At 39.4% G+C, this 24181-nt stretch carries 23 protein-coding genes; 7 read left to right on the top strand and 16 right to left on the bottom strand.

Annotated features, from left to right (window positions below; all coding sequences use genetic code 11):
* The first annotated feature begins 16 nt into the window (after window positions 1–16).
* Genes LBYS_RS07425 through LBYS_RS07400 form a run of 6 tightly spaced genes read left to right on the top strand, consistent with a single transcriptional unit; the run spans window position 17 to window position 3317 of the window.
* On the top strand, window positions 17–589 hold the full coding sequence (locus LBYS_RS07425; RefSeq protein ID WP_013408253.1) for an outer membrane beta-barrel protein: 573 nt from the start codon (window positions 17–19) through the stop codon (window positions 587–589).
* The gene (locus LBYS_RS07420) at window positions 586–1158 is read left to right on the top strand and encodes an outer membrane beta-barrel protein (RefSeq protein WP_013408252.1); all 573 of its coding nucleotides are present in this window, start codon (window positions 586–588) and stop codon (window positions 1156–1158) included. Before LBYS_RS07425 ends, LBYS_RS07420 begins: the two co-directional genes overlap by 4 nt.
* Window positions 1155–1535: an ApeI family dehydratase gene (locus LBYS_RS07415; RefSeq protein WP_222836545.1), complete on the top strand. Its 381-nt coding sequence runs from the start codon at window positions 1155–1157 to the stop codon at window positions 1533–1535. Before LBYS_RS07420 ends, LBYS_RS07415 begins: the two co-directional genes overlap by 4 nt.
* Entirely contained in the window at window positions 1532–1978 is a 447-nt protein-coding gene (locus LBYS_RS07410) for a hypothetical protein (protein ID WP_013408250.1), read from the top strand. Before LBYS_RS07415 ends, LBYS_RS07410 begins: the two co-directional genes overlap by 4 nt.
* A 2-nt stretch (window positions 1979–1980) precedes the next feature.
* Window positions 1981–2751 carry a purine-nucleoside phosphorylase gene (locus LBYS_RS07405; protein ID WP_013408249.1) on the top strand — a complete coding sequence of 257 codons (771 nt, stop codon included), beginning with the start codon at window positions 1981–1983 and terminating at the stop codon, window positions 2749–2751.
* Window positions 2742–3317: a 4'-phosphopantetheinyl transferase family protein gene (locus LBYS_RS07400; RefSeq protein WP_013408248.1), complete on the top strand. Its 576-nt coding sequence runs from the start codon at window positions 2742–2744 to the stop codon at window positions 3315–3317. The genes LBYS_RS07405 and LBYS_RS07400 overlap by 10 nt, the downstream gene beginning before the upstream one ends.
* Here LBYS_RS07400 and LBYS_RS07395 read toward each other — a convergent pair.
* From LBYS_RS07395 to flxA, 14 genes are all read right to left on the bottom strand, one after another.
* Window positions 3305–5230 (bottom strand): T9SS type A sorting domain-containing protein, encoded by a 1926-nt coding sequence (locus tag LBYS_RS07395; RefSeq protein WP_013408247.1) that lies wholly within the window; start codon window positions 5228–5230, stop codon window positions 3305–3307. The genes LBYS_RS07400 and LBYS_RS07395 overlap by 13 nt on opposite strands.
* 727 nt (window positions 5231–5957) lie before the next feature.
* Entirely contained in the window at window positions 5958–6938 is a 981-nt protein-coding gene (locus LBYS_RS07390; RefSeq protein ID WP_013408246.1) for a T9SS type A sorting domain-containing protein, read from the bottom strand.
* 140 nt (window positions 6939–7078) lie between these two features.
* Window positions 7079–7369 (bottom strand): hypothetical protein, encoded by a 291-nt coding sequence (locus tag LBYS_RS07385; RefSeq protein ID WP_041823493.1) that lies wholly within the window; start codon window positions 7367–7369, stop codon window positions 7079–7081.
* Window positions 7370–7416: 47 nt separating this feature from the next.
* Window positions 7417–7632 carry a hypothetical protein gene (locus LBYS_RS07380; RefSeq protein ID WP_041823491.1) on the bottom strand — a complete coding sequence of 72 codons (216 nt, stop codon included), beginning with the start codon at window positions 7630–7632 and terminating at the stop codon, window positions 7417–7419.
* Between the two features lie 449 nt (window positions 7633–8081).
* Window positions 8082–9356 (bottom strand): flexirubin biosynthesis putative acyl-CoA ligase FlxY, encoded by a 1275-nt coding sequence (gene flxY, locus LBYS_RS07375; RefSeq protein ID WP_013408245.1) that lies wholly within the window; start codon window positions 9354–9356, stop codon window positions 8082–8084.
* A complete protein-coding gene (locus LBYS_RS07370) occupies window positions 9353–10906 on the bottom strand; it encodes an acyl-CoA--6-aminopenicillanic acid acyl-transferase (RefSeq protein ID WP_013408244.1) in 1554 nt (517 codons plus the stop codon). Before LBYS_RS07370 ends, flxY begins: the two co-directional genes overlap by 4 nt.
* The gene (locus LBYS_RS07365; RefSeq protein WP_013408243.1) at window positions 10896–12395 is read right to left on the bottom strand and encodes a phytoene desaturase family protein; all 1500 of its coding nucleotides are present in this window, start codon (window positions 12393–12395) and stop codon (window positions 10896–10898) included. The genes LBYS_RS07370 and LBYS_RS07365 overlap by 11 nt, the downstream gene beginning before the upstream one ends.
* Complete coding sequence (locus LBYS_RS07360) at window positions 12382–15834, bottom strand: MMPL family transporter (RefSeq protein WP_013408242.1); 3453 nt, start codon at window positions 15832–15834, stop codon at window positions 12382–12384. The genes LBYS_RS07365 and LBYS_RS07360 overlap by 14 nt, the downstream gene beginning before the upstream one ends.
* The gene (locus tag LBYS_RS07355) at window positions 15827–16957 is read right to left on the bottom strand and encodes a DUF2062 domain-containing protein (RefSeq protein ID WP_013408241.1); all 1131 of its coding nucleotides are present in this window, start codon (window positions 16955–16957) and stop codon (window positions 15827–15829) included. The genes LBYS_RS07360 and LBYS_RS07355 overlap by 8 nt, the downstream gene beginning before the upstream one ends.
* Window positions 16958–17008: 51 nt before the next feature.
* Window positions 17009–17875 (bottom strand): lysophospholipid acyltransferase family protein, encoded by an 867-nt coding sequence (locus LBYS_RS07350; RefSeq protein ID WP_013408240.1) that lies wholly within the window; start codon window positions 17873–17875, stop codon window positions 17009–17011.
* Complete coding sequence (locus LBYS_RS07345) at window positions 17872–18117, bottom strand: acyl carrier protein (RefSeq protein WP_013408239.1); 246 nt, start codon at window positions 18115–18117, stop codon at window positions 17872–17874. The genes LBYS_RS07350 and LBYS_RS07345 overlap by 4 nt, the downstream gene beginning before the upstream one ends.
* Window positions 18114–19334, bottom strand: coding sequence for a beta-ketoacyl-[acyl-carrier-protein] synthase family protein (locus tag LBYS_RS07340; protein WP_013408238.1), 1221 nt, complete (start codon window positions 19332–19334; stop codon window positions 18114–18116). The genes LBYS_RS07345 and LBYS_RS07340 overlap by 4 nt, the downstream gene beginning before the upstream one ends.
* 1 nt (window position 19335) lies before the next feature.
* Entirely contained in the window at window positions 19336–20070 is a 735-nt protein-coding gene (gene flxB, locus LBYS_RS07335; protein ID WP_013408237.1) for a flexirubin biosynthesis SDR family reductase FlxB, read from the bottom strand.
* Complete coding sequence (flxA, locus tag LBYS_RS07330; RefSeq protein ID WP_013408236.1) at window positions 20067–21590, bottom strand: flexirubin biosynthesis tyrosine ammonia-lyase FlxA; 1524 nt, start codon at window positions 21588–21590, stop codon at window positions 20067–20069. Before flxA ends, flxB begins: the two co-directional genes overlap by 4 nt.
* A gap of 124 nt (window positions 21591–21714) precedes the next feature.
* Here flxA and LBYS_RS07325 point away from each other — a divergent pair, with 124 nt between their 5' ends.
* Window positions 21715–22959 carry an NAD(P)/FAD-dependent oxidoreductase gene (locus tag LBYS_RS07325; protein ID WP_013408235.1) on the top strand — a complete coding sequence of 415 codons (1245 nt, stop codon included), beginning with the start codon at window positions 21715–21717 and terminating at the stop codon, window positions 22957–22959.
* Here the strand turns inward: LBYS_RS07325 and LBYS_RS07320 are convergent.
* Both LBYS_RS07320 and LBYS_RS07315 read right to left on the bottom strand, forming a co-directional pair.
* A complete protein-coding gene (locus LBYS_RS07320; RefSeq protein ID WP_013408234.1) occupies window positions 22956–23552 on the bottom strand; it encodes a hypothetical protein in 597 nt (198 codons plus the stop codon). The genes LBYS_RS07325 and LBYS_RS07320 overlap by 4 nt on opposite strands.
* A gap of 58 nt (window positions 23553–23610) precedes the next feature.
* Window positions 23611–24117, bottom strand: a complete 507-nt coding sequence (locus LBYS_RS07315) for a GtrA family protein (protein WP_013408233.1) — start codon at window positions 24115–24117, stop codon at window positions 23611–23613.
* Window positions 24118–24181: the final 64 nt, after the last annotated feature.

The raw sequence follows: 24181 nt of genomic DNA, 5'->3' as shown, positions 1-24181 counted from the left end.
TTAACTCTTTATAGCTGTGGTAAGATTGCTCTTTTGGATTTTGTTACTTAGCTCAACCTATGCTTGGGGCCAAAGTTCTCTAGGTCTTGGATTTAGAGGAGGCTATAATGCTACGACTATTAGTAGGACATACTATAGTTTTGGTTCAGGATATTATGGTGGAGTTTATGCTGAAATTCCCTTAGGAAGTCGCTTCTACTTACAGCCTGAATTTACCTATTCAAAACAAGTTTCTAAGGGAGAGATTTATTCCGTTGGATCTTCTGATAAAGTAGGCGAGAATCCTGAAATTCAGTATTTAGGTTATGGTATTTTAGGAAAATTCGGTTTTACACCTTCATTTCGATTAATACTGGGACATGTTTTGGATCAAGCTATTGTGGTGAAAAAGCCTTATAGAGGAGGTTTTGATCCTGTATTTACCATTGGAGCAGAGTACAAATCGCCTGTAGGTCTAGGTCTGGAACTTCGATTCAAAAAGGGCTTAAGAGATCAGATTACAGAGTACGAAACCTTCAAAAGCACAGGAGTAATTTTTAATATGAATACGCATTTGGTCTTCCAACTGGGATTAAACTATACCTTATGAGAATTTTAATCTTGTTATTCGTAGCTATACAGGCACAAGCCCAAATGGCAGGTTTAAGAGGGGGAGTCGCTGTAAGTAATCTAACCCAGACAGACTTTTCGGCACATACCGGATTTTATGCCGGTGTGGTAGGGAATTTTAAGTCGGGTGGTATATATACCTTGCAACCGGAAATGGGGTTTCTAAGAGTAGGAGCAAAGGGTGATATTTCTTACGAAGTTCCCCGTGTGGGAGTTGTGAATGAAAAGGGAATTGTTGCAGATTACGTTTACTTAAATATCATGAATAAGTTTTCTTTTCATCCTGCATTTGGGATTTTGGTAGGTCCAGGATGGGAGCAGGAAGTTTCAAATCATCCGGCTTTAAGGAAACAATGGGATTTGGCTGTTAATTTGGGTATCGAAGTCAAGCTGAGTCCAAAATTAGGCTTCGAGGCTCGTGTGCGAAGAGGAACGAGAGATTTATATAACGGTTCACATACTCTTCCCCGTTCATCAGAGTTATTTTTATGGGGAGAAAACTCCTTTTTAGCATTTCAAGCCGGAATGTTTTATTATTTTGCAAAATGAGCATGTTACAAGAGAAAGGTTTCTATCGATTGGTATCAAAAGTAGAGACCTCAGAAGGAAAATATTTAATAACCATAGCCTTAAACAAGGAGCACGATATCTTCAATGGTCATTTCCCTGGTAATCCTGTTACTCCTGGGGCGTGTATGATGCAGATCGTTAAAGAGTTAAGTGAAGATATTACAGGTTCAAAATTAAGAATGATTCATGCTAGTAATGTGAAATTTATGGCATTGATAAATCCTCTGACTCATCCTCAACTAGAGCTAGAATTTGATGTAAGTAGGGACAGTAATGGAAACGTTAAGGTAAAGAATACCACAAAATTTGATGAGACTGTTGCTTTAAAGATGAACAATACCTTTGCGCAAGTATGAAAAAGATTTTGCTGCTTATTTTTATTAGTATAACTGCTTTTGGGCAGGATATAGCTCAATTGAGAAAGGAGTTTATAGCTGCAAATCAGTCCTCTAAAGCTTCTGTAGCCTTTTTGGAAAGTACTGCTAAATTAAGTGACAAAGCTCTGCACCAAGCCTATAAAGGGGCAGCCATGGTGATACATGCCAAGTTTGCAAAAGGTGTGGAGGAAAAAAAGAAATGGGCTAAGCAGGGGATTAGTTTGTTAGAAGAGGCGGTGAAGAAGGATGCTAAGAACATTGAGATCAGAACCATTCGTTTGAGTATTCAGGAGCAATCTCCAAAGGTGCTGAAGTATAAGGAAAAGGTAGAAGAGGATAGAGAATTTGTTAGTATAGAAGTGGCTCATTTGCCCAATGGGCCATTAAAAACCTTTGTGGAAGGTTATTTAAATCAGAAATGAAAATGTACGATTTCAAGCCGGAAATCGGCATAGTTTTAGGCACAGGTTTATCCGGCCTGATTAAGGATGTTGAAGTAGAATATACTATTCCTTATAAAGAAATTCCAGGTTTCGTGCAGTCTACTGTAGAATCCCATTCCGGTCAATTAATATTTGGTATGTTAGGGGGTAAAAAGGTAGTTTGTATGCAGGGGCGCTTTCATTACTATGAAGGGTATAGTATGAAAGAGATTACCTACCCTATCCGCTTTATGAAGGAGCTTGGGATACAAAAGCTTTTCATTTCCAATGCTGCAGGAGGTCTGAATCCGGACTTTAAGGTTTCGGATTTGATGATCTTGAATGATCATATTTCCCTTTTCTTGCCGGATAATCCATTACGTGGCAAGCATACTTCAGGTGATAGGTTTCCGGACATGATTGAGCCCTATAATCATGATCTGATACAGCTAGCTAAAAGGGTGGCGGAGGACAATAAGATTTCCACGCTTAAAGAAGGTGTGTATGTAGCGGTTCCTGGTCCACAGTTAGAGACTAAAGCAGAATACAGATTATTAAGGAACTTAGGTGCTGATGCTGTAGGAATGAGTACGGTTCCTGAGGTGATTCTTGCTGTTCAATTAGGCATACCCGTTTTTGCCGTTTCAGTAATAACTGATCTTTGTATACCGGAGACCTTGGTGAAAGCAGAACTATCCCATATTCTGGCCGCAGCGGCTAAGGCAGAGCCTCAATTGAGCCTTCTATTTACTAAAATGATTTCATGCCTTTAATTCTTCAAGAATCAATAGGGAAAGATGGGACATTGTTCCTTTGGGAGGTTAAAGAGCCACTTTCTCCTAGTCTAAGTCCTAAGTCTTTAGAAAGGCTTGGGGGAATGAAGAATGAAGCTCACAAGGCGTGTTTTCTTGCTATACGCCACTTATTAGAATTTGCCTCTTACGCTGATCAAGATTTATATTATGATGCAAAGGGAAAGCCTTTTTTGAAGGATGGCAGGCCCGTGTCCATTTCTCACAATGGGGAGTTGGCCGCTTTGTACATAGGTGGACCGGAAGCGGGAATTGATGTTCAACAAGTCTTGCCAGATAAGATTACAAAGGCTGCCCAACTGTTTTCTGAAGAAAGGGATCCTGAAAAGTTGACGAAAGAATGGTGTATTAAGGAGGCGGTTTTTAAATTGAGTGATAGCAAGCCTTTGAATTTTCTAACCGACATATCAATAGAAAAAGACAAAGTCCAATCCCGCTTTAAGGGCTGGGAAAAGAACTTTGTCTTTCTGGAATGGAAGATAGAAGATTACTATCTCGTTTGTGTTACAGAAGATTATCTTTTGTAGATACGGATCTGCTCACTGAAATTGTTTTTGTAGTCAACCCTCAGAATATAGAACGCATCTGATTTTAGGTCAGAAATATCCCAGTTTTCTAGATAGGAAGGGGCTTCCTTAAGTATTCTTCCGCTCATATCTACCACTTTCATGGATTTGATTTGAGAGGCTTGAGCGTCTGAAACGGCTACTTTGATGTGGCCAGATGAAGGGTTTGGCCAAACCAGTAAATGGCTGATACTAACTTTTAATGCACGAATAGGCGAGTAGGCAAAGGTGCCATCATGGTCTATTTGTTTAAGTCTATAATAGTTTTGACCAAAAACAGGACTTAGATTCATGAAGCTGTATACATTACGATCTTCCGAATTTCCGTCTATCGTAGAAGCTTTTACAAAACCTAAGGTATTCCAGTTTTTACCGTCTTCACTGAACTGCACCTCAAAACCTGCATTATTGGTTTCAGAAGTGGTGGTCCATTGAAGGTTTACGTGATTTTCTTCTTGGTTTGCATAGAAATCAACTAAGGTTACAGGAGTGATTACTCGGTTGATACCGAAGTCTATACCCTCCATGTCTTCTGTCCGGGTCTCAAGAGAACCGATTTCTATTATACCATTTTTATCGGCTGTATTAGCGGTTCCTTGGAAATTGGTACCCGTATGGTAAAATCCATTTTCTAAAACATCAGAATTAGTCAGTGTCTCTCCTTCATATCTTTCGCTGTTAGTTAAGATTACTTTATATGTTCCAGCCACTCTTTGAGTTTCGGCAACAAATAGAGTAAAATCCCCATTCGCATCTACTTCTATGGAACTAATTACTTTATCGTCTGGTCCAACTAAGTTAGCCCATAGCGTATTCCCGTTATTTGTTCCTGATCCTGAGCCGTCATTCTTGATAGCATCCTCATCCTTGTCTATCCATACAGTTCCTTTGATCAGGATAGCTTTAGTGAAGAATCCTCCTCCAGCCATGAAATCGAGGCCATTAGCATTTTGGGCTGGATTTGAAGGGAATGTGGTAGGAGAAGTGGCTTCAGAGTCAATTATACTAATTCCATATATGGGTTCTCCTTGTGATACTCCTAGGTCCGCTAAATTAATAAATACTCCAGCTATGGGTTGGGAAGTAATTCTTTGGCTAGGACGCATTTGGGTGTCACTGGGATCTTTTTGTACAACTACAGACCACATATTATGGCCAGTCTCACCCCATTTATTTGTTTGAACTGTAATTATATTTCCAAATGCAGTAGGATTTCCATCTGAATCTACGCCAGTGATGGCCGCGGCTTTAAAGGTATCATTTCCTCCTCTCTCCATAAGGAGAAATCCTGATTTTTCTCGGTCGCCCTGATTAGAGGGGATAACCACAGAGGTTTCTAAGAGCATATCTACCCTTACTATGTTATTCCATGTATTATCTGCAGTATAGCGATTTAATAGGTTATCTGTACCTCTGTTGATCACATAGCTATTGATAAGATCTTCCATACTATCCACATAATCGGGCATTAAATAAATGGTTGCGGACGCTGCTGCATTTGGAGGTGCAACTGATTCGAAAAGTGCTGTTAATTTATTCGGTGGATTATTTCCAAATCTTTCTAAAAGCACTTTTTTGAACGGTTTGGCTCCGGGAACGGCCTTGGTTAAGGTATAGGTATAACCTTCCACGTTGAAGGTCTTAACGATCCTGTTTAAGCCATTTTCAGAAGCGTCCTTTTTACCATAGTTTAAAGTATAGTTTCCTCCCGACCCGTAGTTGTGTCCGCTGTTACTAGACAGAAATCCAGGGACTGTATACTGGGTGGTACTTTGAGCGGGATAACTGCCCAAGACAAAATTCTGAGGCTTGGTCTGCGCCATACTGCAAAATGATATCAGCAGTAGAAAGAAGTGGTAATATTTCGTTCTCATATTTAAGTTTTAGTGAAATTCCAAGTTTTTTAATTATTTGAGTGATTTAAATCTGTTCTTTTTGCTAGATATAGTAGATGAAAATAACTTATTTATAGAAAAAAGTCAAGTATTGGTAGATAATTAATGGGAATACCTACATGATTATGACGAATGTGATTAAGGCAGGTCACAGAAATGGGTGATATTTTTTAGTGCTTACAATTAGTTAGTCGCGGATTTTAGCTTTTACTAAAGAATATACTCTCACTTTTCAGTATTATGAGAACCCTTCTTATGGTAGAGTATATTCCAAATTTTGCATAGATGTTTTATCTAAGAGCTTCTTCTTCAGTTTTATAAGAAGTTATAATAAATTCAGTGGCTAGAGCATAAATGTAAGACGTAACCAAACAAGGATGAGTATCAAAACATTGAGCAAAGTCCAGCTAGCAGTGTCAAATTACAGATCTTAGAAGTGAAAAAGTAGGAGGAAAGCAAAAGAACGCTAATCTTCAAGGGATCCTTGAAAACCGCCAAGTTTTACAATTGGATTTTTTGTTGAAAGTTACCCCTTCAGCAGGCTAGGTATTGGAGGATTTCTTTCTATCGCAGAAATTACGGTAGCCCCTGATTGTGCTCAATGAATAGATCTTTAAAAAAAAGACAAAGTCCATTCCCGCTTTTTTTCTTGGAAATGAACTTTGCCTTTCTTATTAGTTAGCGATCACGTATGTGTCACAGAATATTATCTTTTATAGATACGGATCTGCTCGCTGAAATTGTTTTTGTAATCCACTCTTAGAATATAGAAAGCATCTGATTTCAGATCAGAAATATCCCAATTTTCTATATAAGTTGGGGCTTCTTTAAGTATTCTTCCACTCATGTCCACCACTTTCATGGATTTGATCTGTGAAGCTTGAGCGTCTGAAACACCTACCTTGATGTGACCAGAAGAAGGGTTTGGCCAAACCAGTAAATGGCTGATGCTGACTTTTAAAGCACGTATAGGTGAGTAGGCAAAAGTGCCATCGTGGTCAATTTGTTTAAGTCTGTAATAGTTTTGACCGAACACCGGATTTTGGTGCATGAAGCTGTAAACATTACGTTCTTCCGAATTTTCGTCGATAGTAGAGGCTTTTACATATCCTAGAGTAGTCCAGTTTCTACCGTCTTCGCTGTATTCCACTTCAAATCCTGCATTGTTAGTTTCAGAAGTTGTAATCCACTGAAGATTTACCTTGTTTTCTTCTTGTCCAACAGTGAAATCTACTAACGTGACCGGAGTTATGGTCATACTGATTCCAAAGTCAACACCATTTATGTCGTCAGATTGTGAAGCTAAAGGTCCAATATTTAATACGCCATTTTGGTTTTTAGCATCAGGATTACCTTTAAAGTTTGTACCTGAATAATGATACGCATTTTCTAAAGGATCCCCAATAGAAAGGTCATCTCCTTCAAATTTTTCGCTGTTGCTTAGGATAATTTTGTAATCTCCTGAAGCTTTTTGAGTTTCGCCAATATATAATGTATAAGTTCCCTCAGATTTTACATCTATTGAACTTATTACTTTTCCATCAGGGCCTACTAGGTTTGCCCATAAGGTCCCACCATTATTGGTTCCTGAAGATTGTCCCTCGTTGTTAATGGCATCGTTATTAGAGTCGTTCCATACCGTTCCTTTGATAAGGATAGCTCTGGTAAAGAAACCTCCACCTGCCATGAAATCGAGGCCGTTTGCGTTTTGTTTCCCAGTAGTGGGGAAGTTAGTAGGGGAGGTAGCCTCTGAATCAATGATACTAACACCATAGATAGTTATGGGAGCCCCTAGTCCATCTACCGCAGGTGAAAGGTCTTCTAAATTCAGAATACACCTGAAATGTCTTGATTGTCTATGCTTTGGCTAGGTTTTAATTCTGTGTCAGTTGGATTCTTTTGCACCACCACTGATTTCATGGTATGTCCCGTTTTCCCCCATTTATCGTTTGAAACCGTAATGATATTTCCGAATTTGTTTGGTTTACCTGAGCCATCAAAACCAATAATTGCAGCAGCTTTAAAGGTGTCGTTTCCTCCTCGTTCCATTAATAGGAAACCGGACTTTCCCCTATCTGATTTTAAGGATGGATCTTGAACAGGGGCATCTAGAAGCATGGCAACTCTTACAGTGTTATTCCAAGTGGCATCTTTTGTATATCGGTTTATAAGTTATCTGCTCCTCTATTGATCACATAACTGTTGATGAGATCATCCATGGTATCTACATAATCAGGAGCAAGGTAGATAGTCGTGTTATTTGATCCACTAGGAGGACTTACAGATTCAAATAAGGCAGTTAGCTTATTAATCGGATTAGTGCCTATTCTGTTAATGATAACTTGTTTAAATGGTTTGTTTCCAGGAACAGCCTTTGTCAAAGAATAAGTGAAGCCTTCAATGGTAAAAAGTCTTTACAATTCTGTTGTATCCTGCGGTATTAGCATTTTGTTTTCCATAAACCATGGTATACGTTTTATTACTTCCATAGCTTGTAGAGCCTGCAGAGAGTTGGAACCCGGTAGTGGAATATTGCTTTGTAGATGTAGAAGGGTAGGTTCCTAAAATAAATTCTTATGGTTTTGTTTGAGCGTATACTGAAATGGTTACTAGCATCAAAGCAGTACTTAAAAAGCACTTTGTTCTCATTCCGTCTTAAAACTATAAACTTGTAAATTGGTTTGTTTGTTATAACAAAAGTTGGTGTGCAAATGTGGAAGATTACTAGAAAAAATAGCTATTTCGTAGTGAAATAGCTATTTTTTGAGATCGAATTGATCTTTTTTAAGACGAATGAATAATTATTAGGATATAAACTAATGTAGAAACATTACCTCAAGTCTATGAACTGCCTTGGTTTCCGACTTTTTGGTAAGAAAACTTTTTCATTCAAGGCCTCTAGGGGTAGGAATTCAATACGCGGACTTACTCTTAACTTGGCTCTGAAGTGGTCTCTAATTTGTGTTAGGAATTCATCAGTGGGTGATTGTACCGCTAAATACAATGTTATCTCATCCGTACCCAATTCATTGGTAGAAATTTCAATCAAATGGTTTTGAATCTGGTCAAAGCCATTCAATAGGTTATTCATGGCAGGAGGGTATAAAGTAGTCCCCTTATATTTTATCATTTGCTGTTTTCTTCCAATCACCGGTCCTAATCTTAAGGTGGTTCTGCCGCAAGTACATTCTTCTTCGTGCCCTTGTACGATATCTCCGGTCTTGAATCTCACCAACGGCATAGCTTCTACGCCTAGGGTAGTAACCACTAATTCTCCGGGAGAACCGTCAGTAATGAGATTTCCATTCTCATCAATTATCTCCACTATGATCAATTCGGGTAGGTGATGTCCCCCTTGCATGGCGGAGCATTCGGCAAAAGCAGTGCTCATTTCTGTGGATGCATAGGTGGAGTATAATTTAAGATCCCATCGAGATAATATACGGGAAGTTATATTATTAGGTGAAAAATCTTGTTGTCTTAAAGGCTCTCCTATACACACTGCTCCTTTTATTCCACAATTCTTATAGTCGATTCCTACATTCTCTGCATAGTCAATCATCTTTATAAGGAAGGAAGGCACAGTGATCAAATAGGCAGGTTTATATCTTAAGATCGCATCCCACTGTAATTCCGGAATGCCTGCACCCACTCGAATTACCGTTGCCCCTAATTTTCTTAGTCCCAGAAAATAGGCTAAACCCGCCATAAACTGCCTGTCGATGGTAGTCATCAGTTGGACAACATCTCCTTTTTCAATGCCAGAGCATTTCAAGGACTCAGCTTCATTGTATCCTATTCTTTCCAGGTCTGAATCAGTCAAGGCAAAACTAACTGGGGTACCAGATGTGCCGGAAGTAGTGGCATAGTCTACCACCTTGTTAAGTGGTACGCACAAAAAATCTGAATTGTATTGCTGAAGATCCTCTTTAGTTGTAAAAGGTAATTTTTGGAGGTCTGTAAGTGCATTGATGCTATTTAAGTCAAAGTCTTTAAACTGTCTTTTGTAAAAGGCAGAGTTTTCATTTACATAATTTAACGTCTCTTTTAATTTTATTTCTTGAAACGCAGCAATCTTTTCTTTGCTCCAAAACTCAACTTTCATAATCTCTTCTTGATTTCCTTTTCTATTTTCAGCGAAGGCAACTCCTTTTCCAAGGCAGTGGTGTAATAATGCCTTGCTGTAACTTTGTCATTACGTGCTTCGTAATATTGTCCAACCAGATAGTAGACATGCCAAAGTTCAGGATTTAATGCAATATACGCATCAAAAAAGGTTTTTTCTAGTAGAACTGAAGTTCTAATGGCATTTTCTATGATTTTGCTTGTTTTTCTGTACTCCTCATACTCGGCATATGCTTCACTGAAAAGGAAGGGGTCTGCAGAAATACGGGTTTTCACCACTACTTCTTTCTTTGAAAAAACTTCTTCTAAATCATAAGCCAAAAAGGTTCCCAGGTTATAAGGAGGAGTAGATACCCAAATGCGTTTCTTGCCAGGTTCGAATATGACTGCATGATGTGCCAATAAGTGGTTAATGGCTTTGTCATTTCCGTTACCAAGCTTATCTCCTCTATCTCTTAAGATATGGGCGGCCTTCTCTACCGTCATTGAAGGGGTAATTAATTCTTGTAGTCGCTCATATCTATGCAAACTATGGCTTTCTTCTATCTGTCTTTTATTCCGTCTATCTTTAAGGAATGTCTTACTTTGAAAATGATTAGTACAAAGTAGAGTTTGGCTTTGTTCCACTCTGTAAATACTCATTCTTTTGGGAGAGATTTCTAACAAAATGACATCGTTATCCTTCAGGGACCCTATCATCAAACTTTCTGACACAAAGAGTTTTCTTTTCCTAGCGATTTCTAGAGCCTCTTGATGGTTTGAGGCATATTGTAATATTTCCTTTGCCAAAAGTGAGACCGGGGTCTTGGCTTTTAGAGGAATGTTAGATTTTCCGGCATTTAGGGTTATGGTTAGTCCTTCCTCATTCATCCCTGATACTACCCCCACCATGCCTGGCCAAGCATAAGAAGCATAGGCATATCCTTTCTCTGGCTTGATGAATGACAATATTTTGTTTTTGGCAAATTCATCTCCCGCGTAAAAATCGAAGTTTCTTCCCAGAAGTAATTCGCCTTCCTCATTTCGAGAAGCAAATGAAGTACAGCCTACTAATGCCAAATCTTGTAAAGCATGACCTATGTCATGAGCAGCGTGTAAATACATAGCACGAGGAAAGGGGGGAGCTATATAATTATATTCAGCTGAAGAATATTGAGCGATGCCATATATTTCTTCTTTGTATTCGTCTATAATGTGCTTGGGGAGTTTTCTGTTGTACCAACTGAGGAACTTTCTCAATATCCATTGCCGCGTTTTGCTCGGTACTAACTCCTGTACTTTTTGGAAGAAAACTTCCTCTTGATAACGGTATATACTATCCGTTATAGCACCTTGATGCAAGCCTCTTTCCAATGGATTGCCTTCGGCATATAATTCCCAAATTCCATATTCACTTTTTTGGATGTAGGCTTTGTCTGTTTGGTTAGAATGAAATTTCTGTATCTGAGGTAGGTCACGGTGATATCTGGATAGCTTCGCCGTAGCGCAGCTTTGTAAAATAAATAGCAAAAGATATATACTACGCTTCATTTCGGATCTTGTGCAAAAGTTCTTTCCGATCTAAGATTTCCGCACATGTTGAAATTGCACCAAGACTTACGCCCAAAATGCCGTGCATATTGACCGTTTGTCCTGTAAAATAGAGGCCTTCAATCTTTGACTTTGGACTTACCATAGTCAGCATAGGGTCAGAACTGCTCTTTTCATATCCGTACATGTTTCCCTTTTGTCCTCCTATATAATCTCTATAGGACAGGGGAGTAGACGTATAGACACTGTGAATACATTCTCTTATACCGGGGAATTTCCTTTCTATCACACTCAGAAATCTTTCCGCCTTCTCTTTTTTGAACTCTTCATACTCAGTACCTCTCTCGCCTCCGGAATGTACGGTATGAAACGTGTTTTTCCATTTTTCTACTTCGGAATATCGCATGTAGGTCATACAACTCATAGACGCCGCAAATTCTTCCGTTTCTTTCGATAGGCCCATGGAGGCCATATAACATGGAGGCCAATTTTCTTCCGTGTACTCCAAGCCCTCTGTTACCGGCAGAAGATGATGGTAGAAATTAAAATTCTTATAGGGGAATGTCCCCGGCTTGAAGATCAAATACATGGAAAAGGCACCCATTCCCGGATTCCATTTATCTACCCTTTGTTTAAAGGACTTCTTGAAGTGTGGACTTAGTTGTAAAGTATTCTTTAAATCCACATTGGAGATCACTATTTCGGAAAAGAATTCTTCTCCAGTCGTAGTTTTAACCCCATAGATCTTTTGGTCTTGTACCAAAAGTTCAGAAACCTCCTGGTGCTTTTTTACTTCTCCTCCATGAGCTTTTAATTGCCGAATAAGCAGTCGCGTAATCTGGCTTCCTCCTCTAATTACTCTCCAGGCGCTTTGAATGTAGGAATTTACAGAAAGTGCATGGACATAAAAGGGTGTGTCATTATAATTGCCGGCATAGAGGAAATTAGATCCTAATAATACCTCTCTAAGTTTTTCGTGCGAAACGGTTTCCTCCATTACTTCACGGATACTTTTTTGAAGTACATTTAAATCATATCCTGTATTTGAATCCAGATGGTATAAAGGGAAAGCTGCACAGGTTTCTTCCACCTTTTGGATGTAGGCTTGAATTTGAGAAGTGTAGGAAGGGAAGTATTTTGATAATTCCTCAATAAACCGCTTACTCCCTTGTGCATGAGGATATTCCACAGGATCATTTTCAAAGGATATCAGGTCGAATTTCTCTTGATCGAGTTGTTTTAAGGGCAGGTCTTCAAGTATTCCTAAGTATTGGAAGAGGGTATTCAGATTTTGACCTTTTGCTAAACCTCCAATATAATGAACTCCGGTATCAAGGATGGTTTTATCTCTGGCAAAGGTCTGGAGACAGCCTCCAAATTGGTTATTTTTTTCCAGAACCAGTACCTTTTTACCTTCTTTCGCTAGGATTAGTGCAGAGGTAAGGCCTCCTAATCCCGAACCAATGATGATAACATCAAAATACTTCATAACATGTAGGGAATTGAGCCTTAAAACTTTCAGGCACCTTCACACCATCACTGATGATGAGCAGATCATGGTTTGCTGACATCTCCTCTAAGTACGTTATGTTTCTCTTAAGATACAAATTTTTAGCTACATCTCGCCTACTTTCCGCTTGGATATACGAGTCTACTTTAGTAGTGGGGAAGTGGAGCTTTAATAACAGGTCAGTTTCTCCAAAATCATTCCCTATATGTAGAATCCTCGTTTTGTCCTGAATCTCAAGAGAGTGAATAGCTTTCATCTTCTGGGAAAGGTTTTTCTTTACTTCTTTTATGATTTCAGGTTCTTTATAAAGGAAGCATTCCAGAATCATTTCTTTGAAATATTCCGGTCCTTCTAGCTCTTTCCTCAGTTCATGATTTTGTTTTTTGAAGTATATGGAAATGTTTTTTGTCCTGTCCTTAACTTCAGTTCCGTAGGATAGATCATTTGGCAAAATAGGAGAGAGGAACTTTAAAGTTAATCCGTAACCTCTGATTTGGAATTCTCCCTTCGGTAGAGCTTCAGAGGCTCCATGTATCAAAACGGGTTGAATAGGTAAATTGAATTTTTCCGACAAATAAAATGCACCCTTATGGAATCTTTTGATGGAGTTATCAGTAGAACGAGTACCTTCCGGGAAGATGACTAAGGAATATCCTTCAGCTACTTTTTGTTGTAAGCTCTCTAATCCTTTATCCAAGCCTTTTGAGACAGGGTAGAAGCCAAGTTTTTGTACACCTCTACCGAACAAGGGACTCTCATACACCCAGTCGCTCACTAAAAAGATAGTCTTAGGATCTACGGCATTCAAACTTAAAATGTCTAGGAATGAACTGTGATTAGCTATCCAGATGCTAGGTGTCATAGGTTTACCTATGATGTTAGTATGCTTCATTAAGGGATAGGACTGGATGACAGATCCTAGAAACTTTGAAATAACTCCTCTCCATTTGTCCGGAAATACAAAAGTTAGCAGACTCAAAAGGAAGGAGCCTATTCCGAAATAGAGGAAGGAGATGGAAGAAAAAAGTAGATGAACTAGCTTGAATGGAGGAAAACCTTTGGAAGGTCTCAGGGTTATAAACAGTTTGAAGAGTATAGGGTAAAAGACAAAGGTTATGAGGACCGCTGCAAATACACCCACAAGTGAAACTGCGGAAATGGAAATCAAGGCTGGATGTTTGGCGAATATCAAAGCCCCTATAGCTAGTATGGTGGTAAGAACAGCTAATAATACTGAAATTCTATACTGTGGCATTACCGGTTTTCCATAGCTGTATTCCTTTTGTAATGCTGCAGTCATAAAGATGCTGAAGTCCACGCCATGACCAAAAATTAGGGTGCAAACAATAGAACTAAAGATATTTAATTCTATTCCAAATGCTCCCATCAGGCCACCGGTAACCCATGCCGTAAGACCTATGGGTATACTCGCTATCAAAACCAGTTCCAGGCGTTTGAAAAAGATCCAAAGAATGAGAATTACCGCTAGAAAGGATAGATTGATCAAGCGATTGAAATCATCTTTTAAATGCCCTAGGAAGGATTCATTCAACTCCTGCCTATCAATAAGCAATGTGTTATTAATACCATTAATTTTCTTTATTATTTCTTCCCGATGGGATTCATCAATTTTTATTTGGGTAGTTATATGGTAGTATTTTCCCCCTTTTCCTACCACATCTATTCCCCAATCGTGTGCTTGATTAAGGTCAAATTCAGTGTCTAAGAGTTCATAGAATTGATCATAAGCGGTAGGGCTTAGACCTACTTCCTGTCCAGCGGAGTTTAAGTGAGTCCTTAAGTTATTTTTGCGTTCTGCTGTCCAAAATTCCTTCCACCTTTGAAGGCGAATTTTCTTTTGGCTTTCACTTAATACCACATCTGTAGGATTAGAAGCTTCAATAATGGGCAGTTCTTTCCACAATTCCTTTAATTGATTAGCTGCAAACAGAGCGCTGTCCAGGTTTTCTGCATAGCTGACCAGATATAAGGATTTGGAGTTTAAATTTGTGGTACTATCTAGTAATTGCTCCGTCTTTTTGATGTCTTCAGGAATATAGTTCAATTGAGATATATCCTGATTAAATCCCACCTTATGGAAAGTGAAGAAACTAATGACTATGAATATCACACAGATGCTTATAAGTGCCTTGCTCTTTTCAAAGGGGAATCGTGCTAATTGGTCTAAAAGTGTAGGTTTTTCCTGCTTTATAGGGTGATATAAATGAGGAATGATAATCAGTGAGAATAGGGCAGAGGCGATAACAGCTATGGCTGCAAAGATACCCAGATCTTTTAGTGCTTCGGAATTTACAAAAAGGAGACATAGAAATGCCAAAGCAGTGGTGGAACTACTCATTATCAAGGGTCGAGTAATATCTCTGTATAATTCCTCTATGCTTTCACTTTCTTTGTAATGCGTTAAGATATGTAAAGCGTAATCTACAGTTACTCCCAAAAGAATAGCTCCGATACTTAAGGAAATGGCTGAAATGCTGTCTTTGATTATCCAAAGCAAAAGTATGGCTGTTATTACTCCAAATAGAGAAGGTATGAATAGGATAAGTGGAAGCTGCACTTTACGGTAATACAGGATTAAAATCAGCATTAAAGCTGTAAAAGAGATCAGTACAGTAGTCAAGATGTCTCTCTTGATTTGTTTTGCATTTGCTACCGCAATGATAGCTGCTCCATACATGTCAACTTTTACGGAAAATGAAGCAGCTACTTCCTCCTGAATTCGATCTAAGCTCTCAACAAATTTGGTGTTTTCTTTGGTTTCTGAGCCTGAAAAGACAGGATCGACAAATAGTATGAGCATTTCCCCGTTTTGGGTGCTCAGGTAGCCATCTGTTAAGGTGAATTCTTCTCCTGCAGCAAGTTTTCTTAGTTTGTTTAATCCTTTATAAGTCATTCCTAAAGGATCAGACATGAGTAAGTGTGCAGGCAGAAAACTGGTAGTTAAGGCTTCAAAGTTTTGTCGGGCTAGATTTTTTATGGAGTCCGGTTGAAGCTTTTGAGCTAGATCTTCATAATCCTCTTGATCTAGGAAAAAGGGGAGTTGACTTTGGATCTTTGCGTAGGTTTCTTCAAAGTTTTCTTCTGTAAATCGGCCCTGGATATTTTTTACATAAGAAGGATATTGAACCAAACTATCTATTATGGCATCCGCAGCTCCTTGCTTATCCTCTCCTCCGGATATGAGGATGGTGATCTTGTCGGAAAACTGAAGGTTTTCAAGTATTTCAGTGGTTTGATCTCCTTTTTCTGATTTGGGAATCAGTCGGGTAATGTCTTCATTAAAGTTAATTCTGGTAAAAACAATAACTCCGGTGATAAGGTACAGTAGGCCCAGTAAGACCACTAAGGACTTTCTTTTCTGAATTTTGGAATACAGATATAAAAAGAGCTTATGCATGAACTTTGGAGCGGAAGAAGATATATCCCAGTATACCTGTTATAGAACTCATAACTAGGGCTAAAACGGATCCCCCTACTATATATTGAACTAAATGTTTTTCTATTTCTAGTGTGCCTTCATTTACTTCAGGCCCTGTGATCAGCCAGGTTCCCAACTTTATGGATGCTAAAATAATAATCGGAATAAAGGGTGGTAAGCTGATATTAGAAAAACCAAAGGCAATCATCTTGTTTAATCTCAGTGCGTACGCCGAACCTATAACTCCTAGGGTTTGGAATCCCCATAATGGAACTATTCCCCAGAAAACTCCTAATGCCATGGATAGTGCCTTAACATGTGGAGGGGCTGAGCTTTCTAATATCTCCTCTTTTATGAATTGCTTAAGTTCTTTTTTTTTTAAGTTCCGGAAAAAGTCTCTAGGCTTAATGTAGAGCAGTGTACATGTAACTAAAATGGTATTTAGAACACTAATTCTAGCAAAGTCTCTCACCGGTCTAAAATGAGATACACGGTCTTGGTAATGAACCTGAACCGGGATATTTTCTACAGGGATACCCTTCCATGCTGAACGTACTATACTTTCAATTTCGAATTCAAACTTGGGCGTATAGTATTTCTTAGGCATTTCTGAAAGAGGGTATAGACGGAAGCCGGACTGGGTGTCTTCTAGTCGTATGCCTGTTTCGAACCAGAACCAGAAATTCGAGAACTTGTTTCCAAAACTGGATCTGCGTGGAATACCTTCTTGACTCATGTTTCTTGCCCCAATCAACAAGACAGGTTCACCTTTTTCTTCCAGTCTTTGTAGGAAGTTAGGGATATCTTCAGGGAAATGCTGTCCGTCAGAATCAATGGTTATAGCATATTCATATCCATTTTCTAGGGCATAGGTGAATCCTTTTCTTAATGCAGCTCCTTTTCCTGAGTTCTTTTCTTGGTGGAGTACGGTGATCTGCGGGAAATTTTGAAGAATCTCCCTTGTGCGGTCTGTGGAACCGTCATTTATCACTATAACCTCATGAGTATATACGAGAATGCGCTCCAGAATATTAGCCAGAGTCCGTTCGTTATTGTATGTGGGTACAATAACACACCAACGATATGAAGAGGGTTCTCGCAATCTAGTAATTCGTAAGATTACAAAGATACTGCGAGACTCGAGAAATTCGAATTAATCCTTCGACCAAAAATCAAAATAATTGAACCATTGTAGTGGATATTTTTCTATCATTTGCTGCAAATGGTCAGTATAAGATCTCAAAAGTCCTTTAGCGTCTCTATGTTTGACTTTTGCTTCTCTTGCATATAGATGATAGTGGAGGTTATCTTCTTTCATTACGTACACGTAAATGACAGGAACGCCTAGTCGGGAAGCAATCATAAATGGCCCTGCCGGAAACCGAGCCGTCTCTCCTAATAATTCGTCTTCTAGAAATTTACTTCCCTGCACGTACCTATCTCCGGTAAAGCATACTACCTCATTCTTCGACAAAGCTTCATTGATTTCGAAGATATGTGACATGTCTTCTTTGATCAATATCAGCTTTACGGATGGTTTTTTTATACTTTCCAGGTAGGCCTTAATAGCGGTATCTTCTTGATCTATAGTTACTAAATTGATTTGGAAGTCTAGGTCTATTTCGGAGAAGAAGTATTCTGCTATTTCAAAGTTACCCATATGAGCGGAGATGAGAACGGCACCTTTCTTAGCAGCGAGGGTTTCTTTTAGAAGTTCAACTCCATCAAATTCATAGGTGAATTGATCCCTTAGTCCTGCTGAAATAGCCACTTTATCGATGATGGTTTGACCAAAAGTAAAATAGGACTTAAAGACTGCAGCACGAGCCTTCCATGCAGAATAACCTAAGCGCTTTCTGAAGTAATAATATATGGATTGATTGTCTAGGAAGAGAAAGTAGTAGGATGCTACAAAGAACAAAAGCAAATAAGCGGGCTTAACTCCCGCTTTTCTGATAATACTAACAAATATCTTATAACCTAGAACCGTTCCTTTTGATTTCCCGTCCCAAGTGTTCATTGGGCAATTTTTCTTTCAATAAGGCGATAAAAGTCTTCAAATGTTGAAATGCCAACAAAGTCAGCTTCTCCCAACTTTACTCCGAAGTGGGACTGTACGGTAACCACCAAGTCTACATAGTCCAAACTATCCAGACCTAAAGTATCTTTTAAAATGGCCTCAGGCCGGAGGGTGTCAATATCTACTTCAAATTCTTCTGATAGAAAACCGTTCGTTATTTCTATTATTTCTTCCTTCGTCATATTTTTTTTACCACTAAAGCGGAATTCGTTCCCCCAAAACCGAACGAGTTCGACAAAAATATGTCAATTTTTTCGTTTATGGTATTTTTCGCAATATTTAATTTAGCAGAAACTTCGTCCGGTTCCTCAAAATTGATGTTAGGAGCGATGAAGTTATTTTGCATCATCAAAATGGAGTATATAATCTCACTAGCCCCTGCCATCCAGCACTCGTGACCTGTCATGGACTTGGTGGAAGAAACATATGGATTCCTTTCTCCAAAGATCTGGAAGATGGCTTCCGCTTCGTTTGAATCTCCTAATGGAGTGGAAGTGGCGTGAGCGTTGATGTAATCTACCTCAGTAGCTTTTATCCCGGCTTGTTCCACGGCTCTTTTCATGGCTGTTGCCGGACCTTCTACATTAGGGGTAGAAATGTGACCTCCGTTTGAGGAGAATCCATACCCTAAAACTTCAGCTATTATGGGGGCACCTCTTTTTACGGCACTTTCGTATTCTTCTAATACTACGGTTGCGGCACCTCCACTTGGTATTAGTCCATCTCTTTTCCTATCAAAAGGACGTGAAGCTTTAGAAGGATCTTCATGATAAGTGGAAAATACTCCTAAGGCATCAAAGCTACTCATGGCGTATTTATTGATTTCCTGTGCTCCACCGCAAACTATAGTGTCCTGAAGTCCAGATTGGATAAGGTGAAATCCTAATCCTATGGCATGTGACCCACTGGCACATGCGGCACTTACGGTCAGGTTGATCCCTCTCATTTTAAAGATAGTAGAGAGGTTCATATTTACCGTGGAGTTCATGCTTTTGAAAATGGCACCAGATCCTATTAATGCAGTGTCCCTCTTCTCTCTTAAAATATCTGTAGCCTCAATTATGGATTTGGAAACACTATCATTACCGTATAATAGACCTACTTCGTTAGCTTCCAAAAAATCCTCAGTGATTCTAGCTTGTTCAAAAGCTTGGACAGTAGCTAAGTAAGCATATTCTGATTCTTCACCCATGCTGATTCTTTGTCGGCGAGTCAGCATATTTTTCAGATTAGGTTTCGGCACTGCTCCGGTTAAGGCAGATTTGAAACCATACTCTTGTCTTTCGGGATCTATCACAATGCCGGAGCGACCGCTATATAGCGATTCCTTCACTTCATCAAGACTTATTCCAATACTGGAATAAATTCCCATGCCCGTTATGACTACTCGTCTACGCATATTATGAATAGATTCCTCCGTTTATGTTGATGATTTCACCTGTAATGTATGAAGATTTTTTAGATACTAAAAAGTTTACCAGTTCAGCTACTTCTTCAGCTTCGCCAAAGCGTCCTAAAGGTATCAACTTTTTAAGTTCAGCTTCATTAAGTTCACCGGTCATGTCTGAACGAATAAACCCGGGAGCCACTGCATTTACGGTAATATTCCTTTTAGCTACTTCTTGGGCAAGCGCTTTTGTGGCAGCTACTATGGCTCCCTTGGCGGCTGAATAGTTGACTTGTCCAGCCGTTCCTTTCAAACCTGATACGCTGGTGATGTTCACAATTCTTCCGTATTTGTTACGAAGCAGACCTTGGATGAAGAAGTTTGTAACGTGGTAAAATCCATTTAAGCTAGTTTGGATCACCTCGTTCCAGTCATTGGAATTCATCCACATGAATAGGCCATCTCTTGTGATTCCTGCATTATTGACCACCACTTCCATAATGGCATCTGGGTGATCCTTTTGCCAGGATTCTAGAGCATTGAGGGTGCTATGTTTGTCCGCAACATCGAATTTGATCACTTCTCCATCACCTCCAAGCGCTTTTACCTCCGCAAGGGTTTCCTCTGCGGCAGCATGGTTAGAATGATAGTTGATGAGTAGCTTATAAGGGGTTTCTTCTGCTAATTTCCTGCATATGGCTCTCCCTATCCCTCTAGATCCACCTGTTACAATGGCCCATTTGATCATAATCCGTTTAATAATAGGTTCTTAACTTCTTGAATGGCAGTGTACATTGGTCTGTCTTCTACGTATGTAGGTACCACACTTCTGATTTTTTGATACATCTGCCTTGTGCTGGTGGACACTTGTTCCAAAACACCTAAAGCATCTATGGCTTGACATACAGTGATAGCTTCAATGCTTAATACCTGATAGGCGTTTTCTATCACCTTTACAGCTAATAGGGCTGCATTTGTACCCATGCTTACTATATCCTGGTTATCGTTATTGTTTGGAATACTATGTATATACATTGGATTTGACAGTGTCTGACTTTCCGCCGTAGTGGAAGTAGCCGTAAACTGTAAACCTTGCATTCCGAAATTAAATCCTAATGTAGCTAAATTTACAAATGGAGGCAAGATTCCGTTCAATGCCGGGTTCAAAAGAAAATTCAATTGACGTTCTGCCAGCATGGTTAATTTAGTTATTACGATCTTCAATTTATCCATTTCCAAGGCCACATAATCTCCGTGGAAATTACCGCCATGGTAAACGTGTTCGGTGTCAACATCCACTATAGGGTTATCATTCGCCGAATTTATTTCGTTCTCTAGTACTTCGCTACTAAACTTTAGGGTATCTGCAACTGGCCCTAAAATTTGAGGTACGCAGCGAATAGAATAATATTCCTGAACCTTTTCTTTGAATACTTCCTCTTTATTTTCTCCTGTATAAAGATGATCTTGTCTCTTTCTGGTTAATTGGCTATCACTCAAAAGATTTCTCATCTTTTCCGCGATTGCCCTTTGACCTGAATGCAGTTTAGCTTCATTCAGAGGTGCAGAAAGGTGGTCATCATAGGCTTTCATCAATTCATTGATGGTGCAGGATAATTGAACAGACCAATCCAGGAGATTTTCTGCTCGGAAAAGGTTTACTATTCCTATTCCTGACATCACAGAAGTACCATTGATCAAAGCCAGTCCTTCTCTGATCTTTATATCAATAGGCTTTAAGCCTTCCATTTCAAAGACCTCTGCAGTGTTTTTCCTTTCACCTTTGTAAAATACTTCACCTTCACCGATAAGGACTAGTGCCAGATGGGCCAATTGTACTAAATCTCCGCTAGCACCTACCCCTCCATGTTCAAAGATCAAGGGAATGATATCACGGTTCAATAATTCACGCATCAAAAACAAAACAGAAGTGTTCACCCCCGAATTGCCCAAAGACATAGTATTTAATCGGGCTAGGATTGCTGCTCTAACAAACTCCGGCGCTAAAGGCTGCCCGGTTCCATTGGCATGAGAGCGGATCAAATTGTACTGTAATTGGGCTCTGTCTTTGTCGGGAACTCTATATTGTGCCATAGGTCCAAACCCAGTATTGACGCCATACAATACGCTATGACTGGAGAAGTCAGAAAGGAAGGCAAAACTCTTTTCAACTTTTGCAATTACGGATTCATCAACTTCTACAAATGTCTTTTTGTAAACTACTGATTTAAAGTGGTTTAGATTTAAATAATGCTTTTCTGAGGTCATCAATTGTCGAGGGTTAAATGCGTCTTTTTTTGAACCTATTTATTTTTTGTCTTTGAATTTTATATTCCTATTTTTGAGGCAGCAAAGATAGTATAATTCTTACTTATTATATACCAATCTATTTATGAAAAAGGAAGCGGTAGATGTGTTAGTCATTGGCGCAGGTCCTTCGGGATGTGTGGCATCCGCCTATCTGAATAAAAACGGAGTGAAAGTAAAGGTGGTTGAGAAAGCCAGATTTCCTCGTTTTGTGATAGGAGAAAGCTTTCTGCCGCGCTCTATGGAGCACTATGAAGAAGCCGGTTTGCTCGAAGCTTTGAAAGCTAAGAAATTTGAGATTAAGCCGGGTGCTCGTTTTATTAGAGGGGAAGACATCTGTTTTTTTGACTTCAGTGTGAAGTTTGGTGATGGCTGGGATTGGACCTGGCAAGCACCGAGAGCAGACTTTGACATGACCCTGGCAGAAGAGGTTCAGCGTCAGGGGGTAGAAGTTTGCTTTGAAACAGAAGTGACTAATGTGGAATTCAAGGGCACGGATTCCTTGACTACTGTAAAGAATAAGGAAGGAGAAGCCTATCAAATAGAAGCTAAATTCATAATAGACTCCAGTGGTTACGGGCGCGTGTTACCACGTCTCTTAAATCTAGATAAACCTTCTGACGTTACGGAAAACTCAGCCATCTTTACTCATGTTAAAGACGAAAGGAGAGTGAGCGGGGGAGAAGGTACCTTGATTTCCTTTGATATTCTTGAAACTCAGGTATGGCTCTGGGTTATTCCATTCTCTAATGGTAATACCAGTATAGGAGTGGTAGGGCCTACAAAGTATATCAATAGTCTCCCGGAAGATACGGAGGTGGCTCTTCGAGAAGTAATAAATAGGTCTGACTATTACCGAGAAAGATATTTACACACTGAATTCCTGTTTAAACCGCATAAGATACAAGATTATTCTTGCGCGGTGAAGCAAAACTATGGTCCGGGCTTTGTTCTCACCGGGAATAGTGCAGAATTCTTAGATCCGGTTTTTTCATCCGGCGTTTGTTTTGCTACAGAGTCTGGACTTTTATCTGCCAAGTTATTCTTGAAAGAGCAAGGCGGACAGGCTGTTGATTGGGAAAAGGAATATTCGGATTATATGAAAAGAGGGGTGAGGGTATTCTCAACCTACGTTAAGGAATGGTATACCGGAAACTTACAAACCTTGTTCTTTCATCGTCCTGAAAATCCGGATGTAAAAAAGAAAATATGTTCGGTTCTTGCCGGGTATGTCTGGAATGAGGACAACCCCTTCGTTATGAAACATGATAGGGTAATCAAGAGTATGGCCTATCTTATTCAAAACGGGGGTAGTCCGGAGGAATATTAGAATGCCTCTTTAATTACTCGGTTTCCAAGGGTTTTGGCTGTTTTTTCAAAACCCTCGCCTATACGGGACTCATTGCTGAAATTACTTCCCCATTGGTCTCCGGGTGCATTTTCACTTTTGATCTTGAGTAAAACTTTATTTCCTTCCTTAAAAGTTAGGGTGGTGGTAACCTTGGCCGGTTGTTTCATTACACCCGCATCCCAGCCCGGATAAATCCAGTCGGCGTCCACGTGCAAAGTAATAGGAGCAGATCCTTCTTGTGTAAAAGTTACTCCTTTTTTAGCAGTGAGTGTTTTGTTAAGAAGATCCATGAAGTTTGGCTCCCAAATGGATGTTTTTGCCCCTTCCCATCGTTTTGCCCAAGTGTCACCTGAGCCGGGTGATTTTCCGTTAAGTTCTGCGGTTCTTTCTTTCACATACTCAGCCTCTGATTTGTTTTCCTTCATTAACTTAAGATGGTCATAATGAAACACTACATTGACTTTTGAGAGCCCTTGTAAGTTCTTGAAACTTCCCTCAACGACGGATATTTTTTGGGCAAAAGCGCTTGAAATACTAAAAAGCAGTAGGAAAATGAGTGGTTTCGTCTTCATAGTTACATTTGTTTATATGACAAATGTAATTATTTATAGACTTAATAATAAGGATTATTTAGTTCTTGGTACCTAATGCTTTAAGGAATTTCTGCCAAAGGCCGGTCTCATGAAAAGTGAATCTTTTGTGAACTATGAAGTTAAAAATGAAGCTAAACCCCATACCCATGAAGTGACCGAGGGTACCCGCCGGCCTAAAGGTGTAATTAACAATAGGCAAAGTTATTTCATCCGGTCCTATCCACTTCATCAATAATCTGATGGATGCATCAGCACCGTAGACTGTGATACATCCGGATATGATAATGGTGATAAGGTATTTGATAATTTCTCGGGTAGTTTGACCTGATCTTCTGGCATTGAATGCTAGTAACTTCGTAAGGAGAAATCCCACAGGAATAGAAACGATATATCCTACCCAAAAGGCGTTAACGGTGTCCCACCGAAGATGATTTACAAGTAGTGTGGTGCCGATAAGGTACTGAACAATCACCCCACCCAAAGCCGCAATAAAGTACCCTATGAAATTCTTATTCTTTTGGTACAGTGATTTAACAATGCTCAATAGTGATCGATTTTCCAAATGAGGATCAAATATAATACCACTTTCGGTTAAGATTTACTTTTGG

It is taken from the genome of Leadbetterella byssophila DSM 17132, from assembly GCF_000166395.1.
In the GTDB taxonomy this organism is placed as follows: Bacteria; Bacteroidota; Bacteroidia; order Cytophagales; family Spirosomataceae; genus Leadbetterella; species Leadbetterella byssophila.
The sequence above is the reverse complement of the archived record's forward strand: the minus strand, read 5'-3'. Positions and strand labels throughout refer to the sequence as shown.

What these genes read in the sequence shown, in the direction of transcription:
- LBYS_RS07420 (WP_013408252.1), top strand. Translation starts at nt 586, where the DNA reads ATGAGAATTTTAATCTTGTTATTCGTAGCTATACAGGCACAAGCCCAA.
- LBYS_RS07415 (WP_222836545.1), top strand. Translation starts at nt 1,155, where the DNA reads ATGAGCATGTTACAAGAGAAAGGTTTCTATCGATTGGTATCAAAAGTA.
- LBYS_RS07410 (WP_013408250.1), top strand. Translation starts at nt 1,532, where the DNA reads ATGAAAAAGATTTTGCTGCTTATTTTTATTAGTATAACTGCTTTTGGG.
- LBYS_RS07405 (WP_013408249.1), top strand. Translation starts at nt 1,981, where the DNA reads ATGTACGATTTCAAGCCGGAAATCGGCATAGTTTTAGGCACAGGTTTA.
- LBYS_RS07400 (WP_013408248.1), top strand. Translation starts at nt 2,742, where the DNA reads ATGCCTTTAATTCTTCAAGAATCAATAGGGAAAGATGGGACATTGTTC.
- LBYS_RS07395 (WP_013408247.1), bottom strand. Translation starts at nt 5,230, where the DNA reads ATGAGAACGAAATATTACCACTTCTTTCTACTGCTGATATCATTTTGC.
- LBYS_RS07390 (WP_013408246.1), bottom strand. Translation starts at nt 6,938, where the DNA reads ATGGCAGGTGGAGGTTTCTTTACCAGAGCTATCCTTATCAAAGGAACG.
- LBYS_RS07385 (WP_041823493.1), bottom strand. Translation starts at nt 7,369, where the DNA reads ATGCTTCTAGATGCCCCTGTTCAAGATCCATCCTTAAAATCAGATAGG.
- flxY (WP_013408245.1), bottom strand. Translation starts at nt 9,356, where the DNA reads ATGAAAGTTGAGTTTTGGAGCAAAGAAAAGATTGCTGCGTTTCAAGAA.
- LBYS_RS07370 (WP_013408244.1), bottom strand. Translation starts at nt 10,906, where the DNA reads ATGAAGCGTAGTATATATCTTTTGCTATTTATTTTACAAAGCTGCGCT.
- LBYS_RS07365 (WP_013408243.1), bottom strand. Translation starts at nt 12,395, where the DNA reads ATGAAGTATTTTGATGTTATCATCATTGGTTCGGGATTAGGAGGCCTT.
- LBYS_RS07360 (WP_013408242.1), bottom strand. Translation starts at nt 15,834, where the DNA reads ATGCATAAGCTCTTTTTATATCTGTATTCCAAAATTCAGAAAAGAAAG.
- LBYS_RS07350 (WP_013408240.1), bottom strand. Translation starts at nt 17,875, where the DNA reads ATGAACACTTGGGACGGGAAATCAAAAGGAACGGTTCTAGGTTATAAG.
- LBYS_RS07345 (WP_013408239.1), bottom strand. Translation starts at nt 18,117, where the DNA reads ATGACGAAGGAAGAAATAATAGAAATAACGAACGGTTTTCTATCAGAA.
- LBYS_RS07340 (WP_013408238.1), bottom strand. Translation starts at nt 19,334, where the DNA reads ATGCGTAGACGAGTAGTCATAACGGGCATGGGAATTTATTCCAGTATT.
- flxB (WP_013408237.1), bottom strand. Translation starts at nt 20,070, where the DNA reads ATGATCAAATGGGCCATTGTAACAGGTGGATCTAGAGGGATAGGGAGA.
- flxA (WP_013408236.1), bottom strand. Translation starts at nt 21,590, where the DNA reads ATGACCTCAGAAAAGCATTATTTAAATCTAAACCACTTTAAATCAGTA.
- LBYS_RS07325 (WP_013408235.1), top strand. Translation starts at nt 21,715, where the DNA reads ATGAAAAAGGAAGCGGTAGATGTGTTAGTCATTGGCGCAGGTCCTTCG.
- LBYS_RS07320 (WP_013408234.1), bottom strand. Translation starts at nt 23,552, where the DNA reads ATGAAGACGAAACCACTCATTTTCCTACTGCTTTTTAGTATTTCAAGC.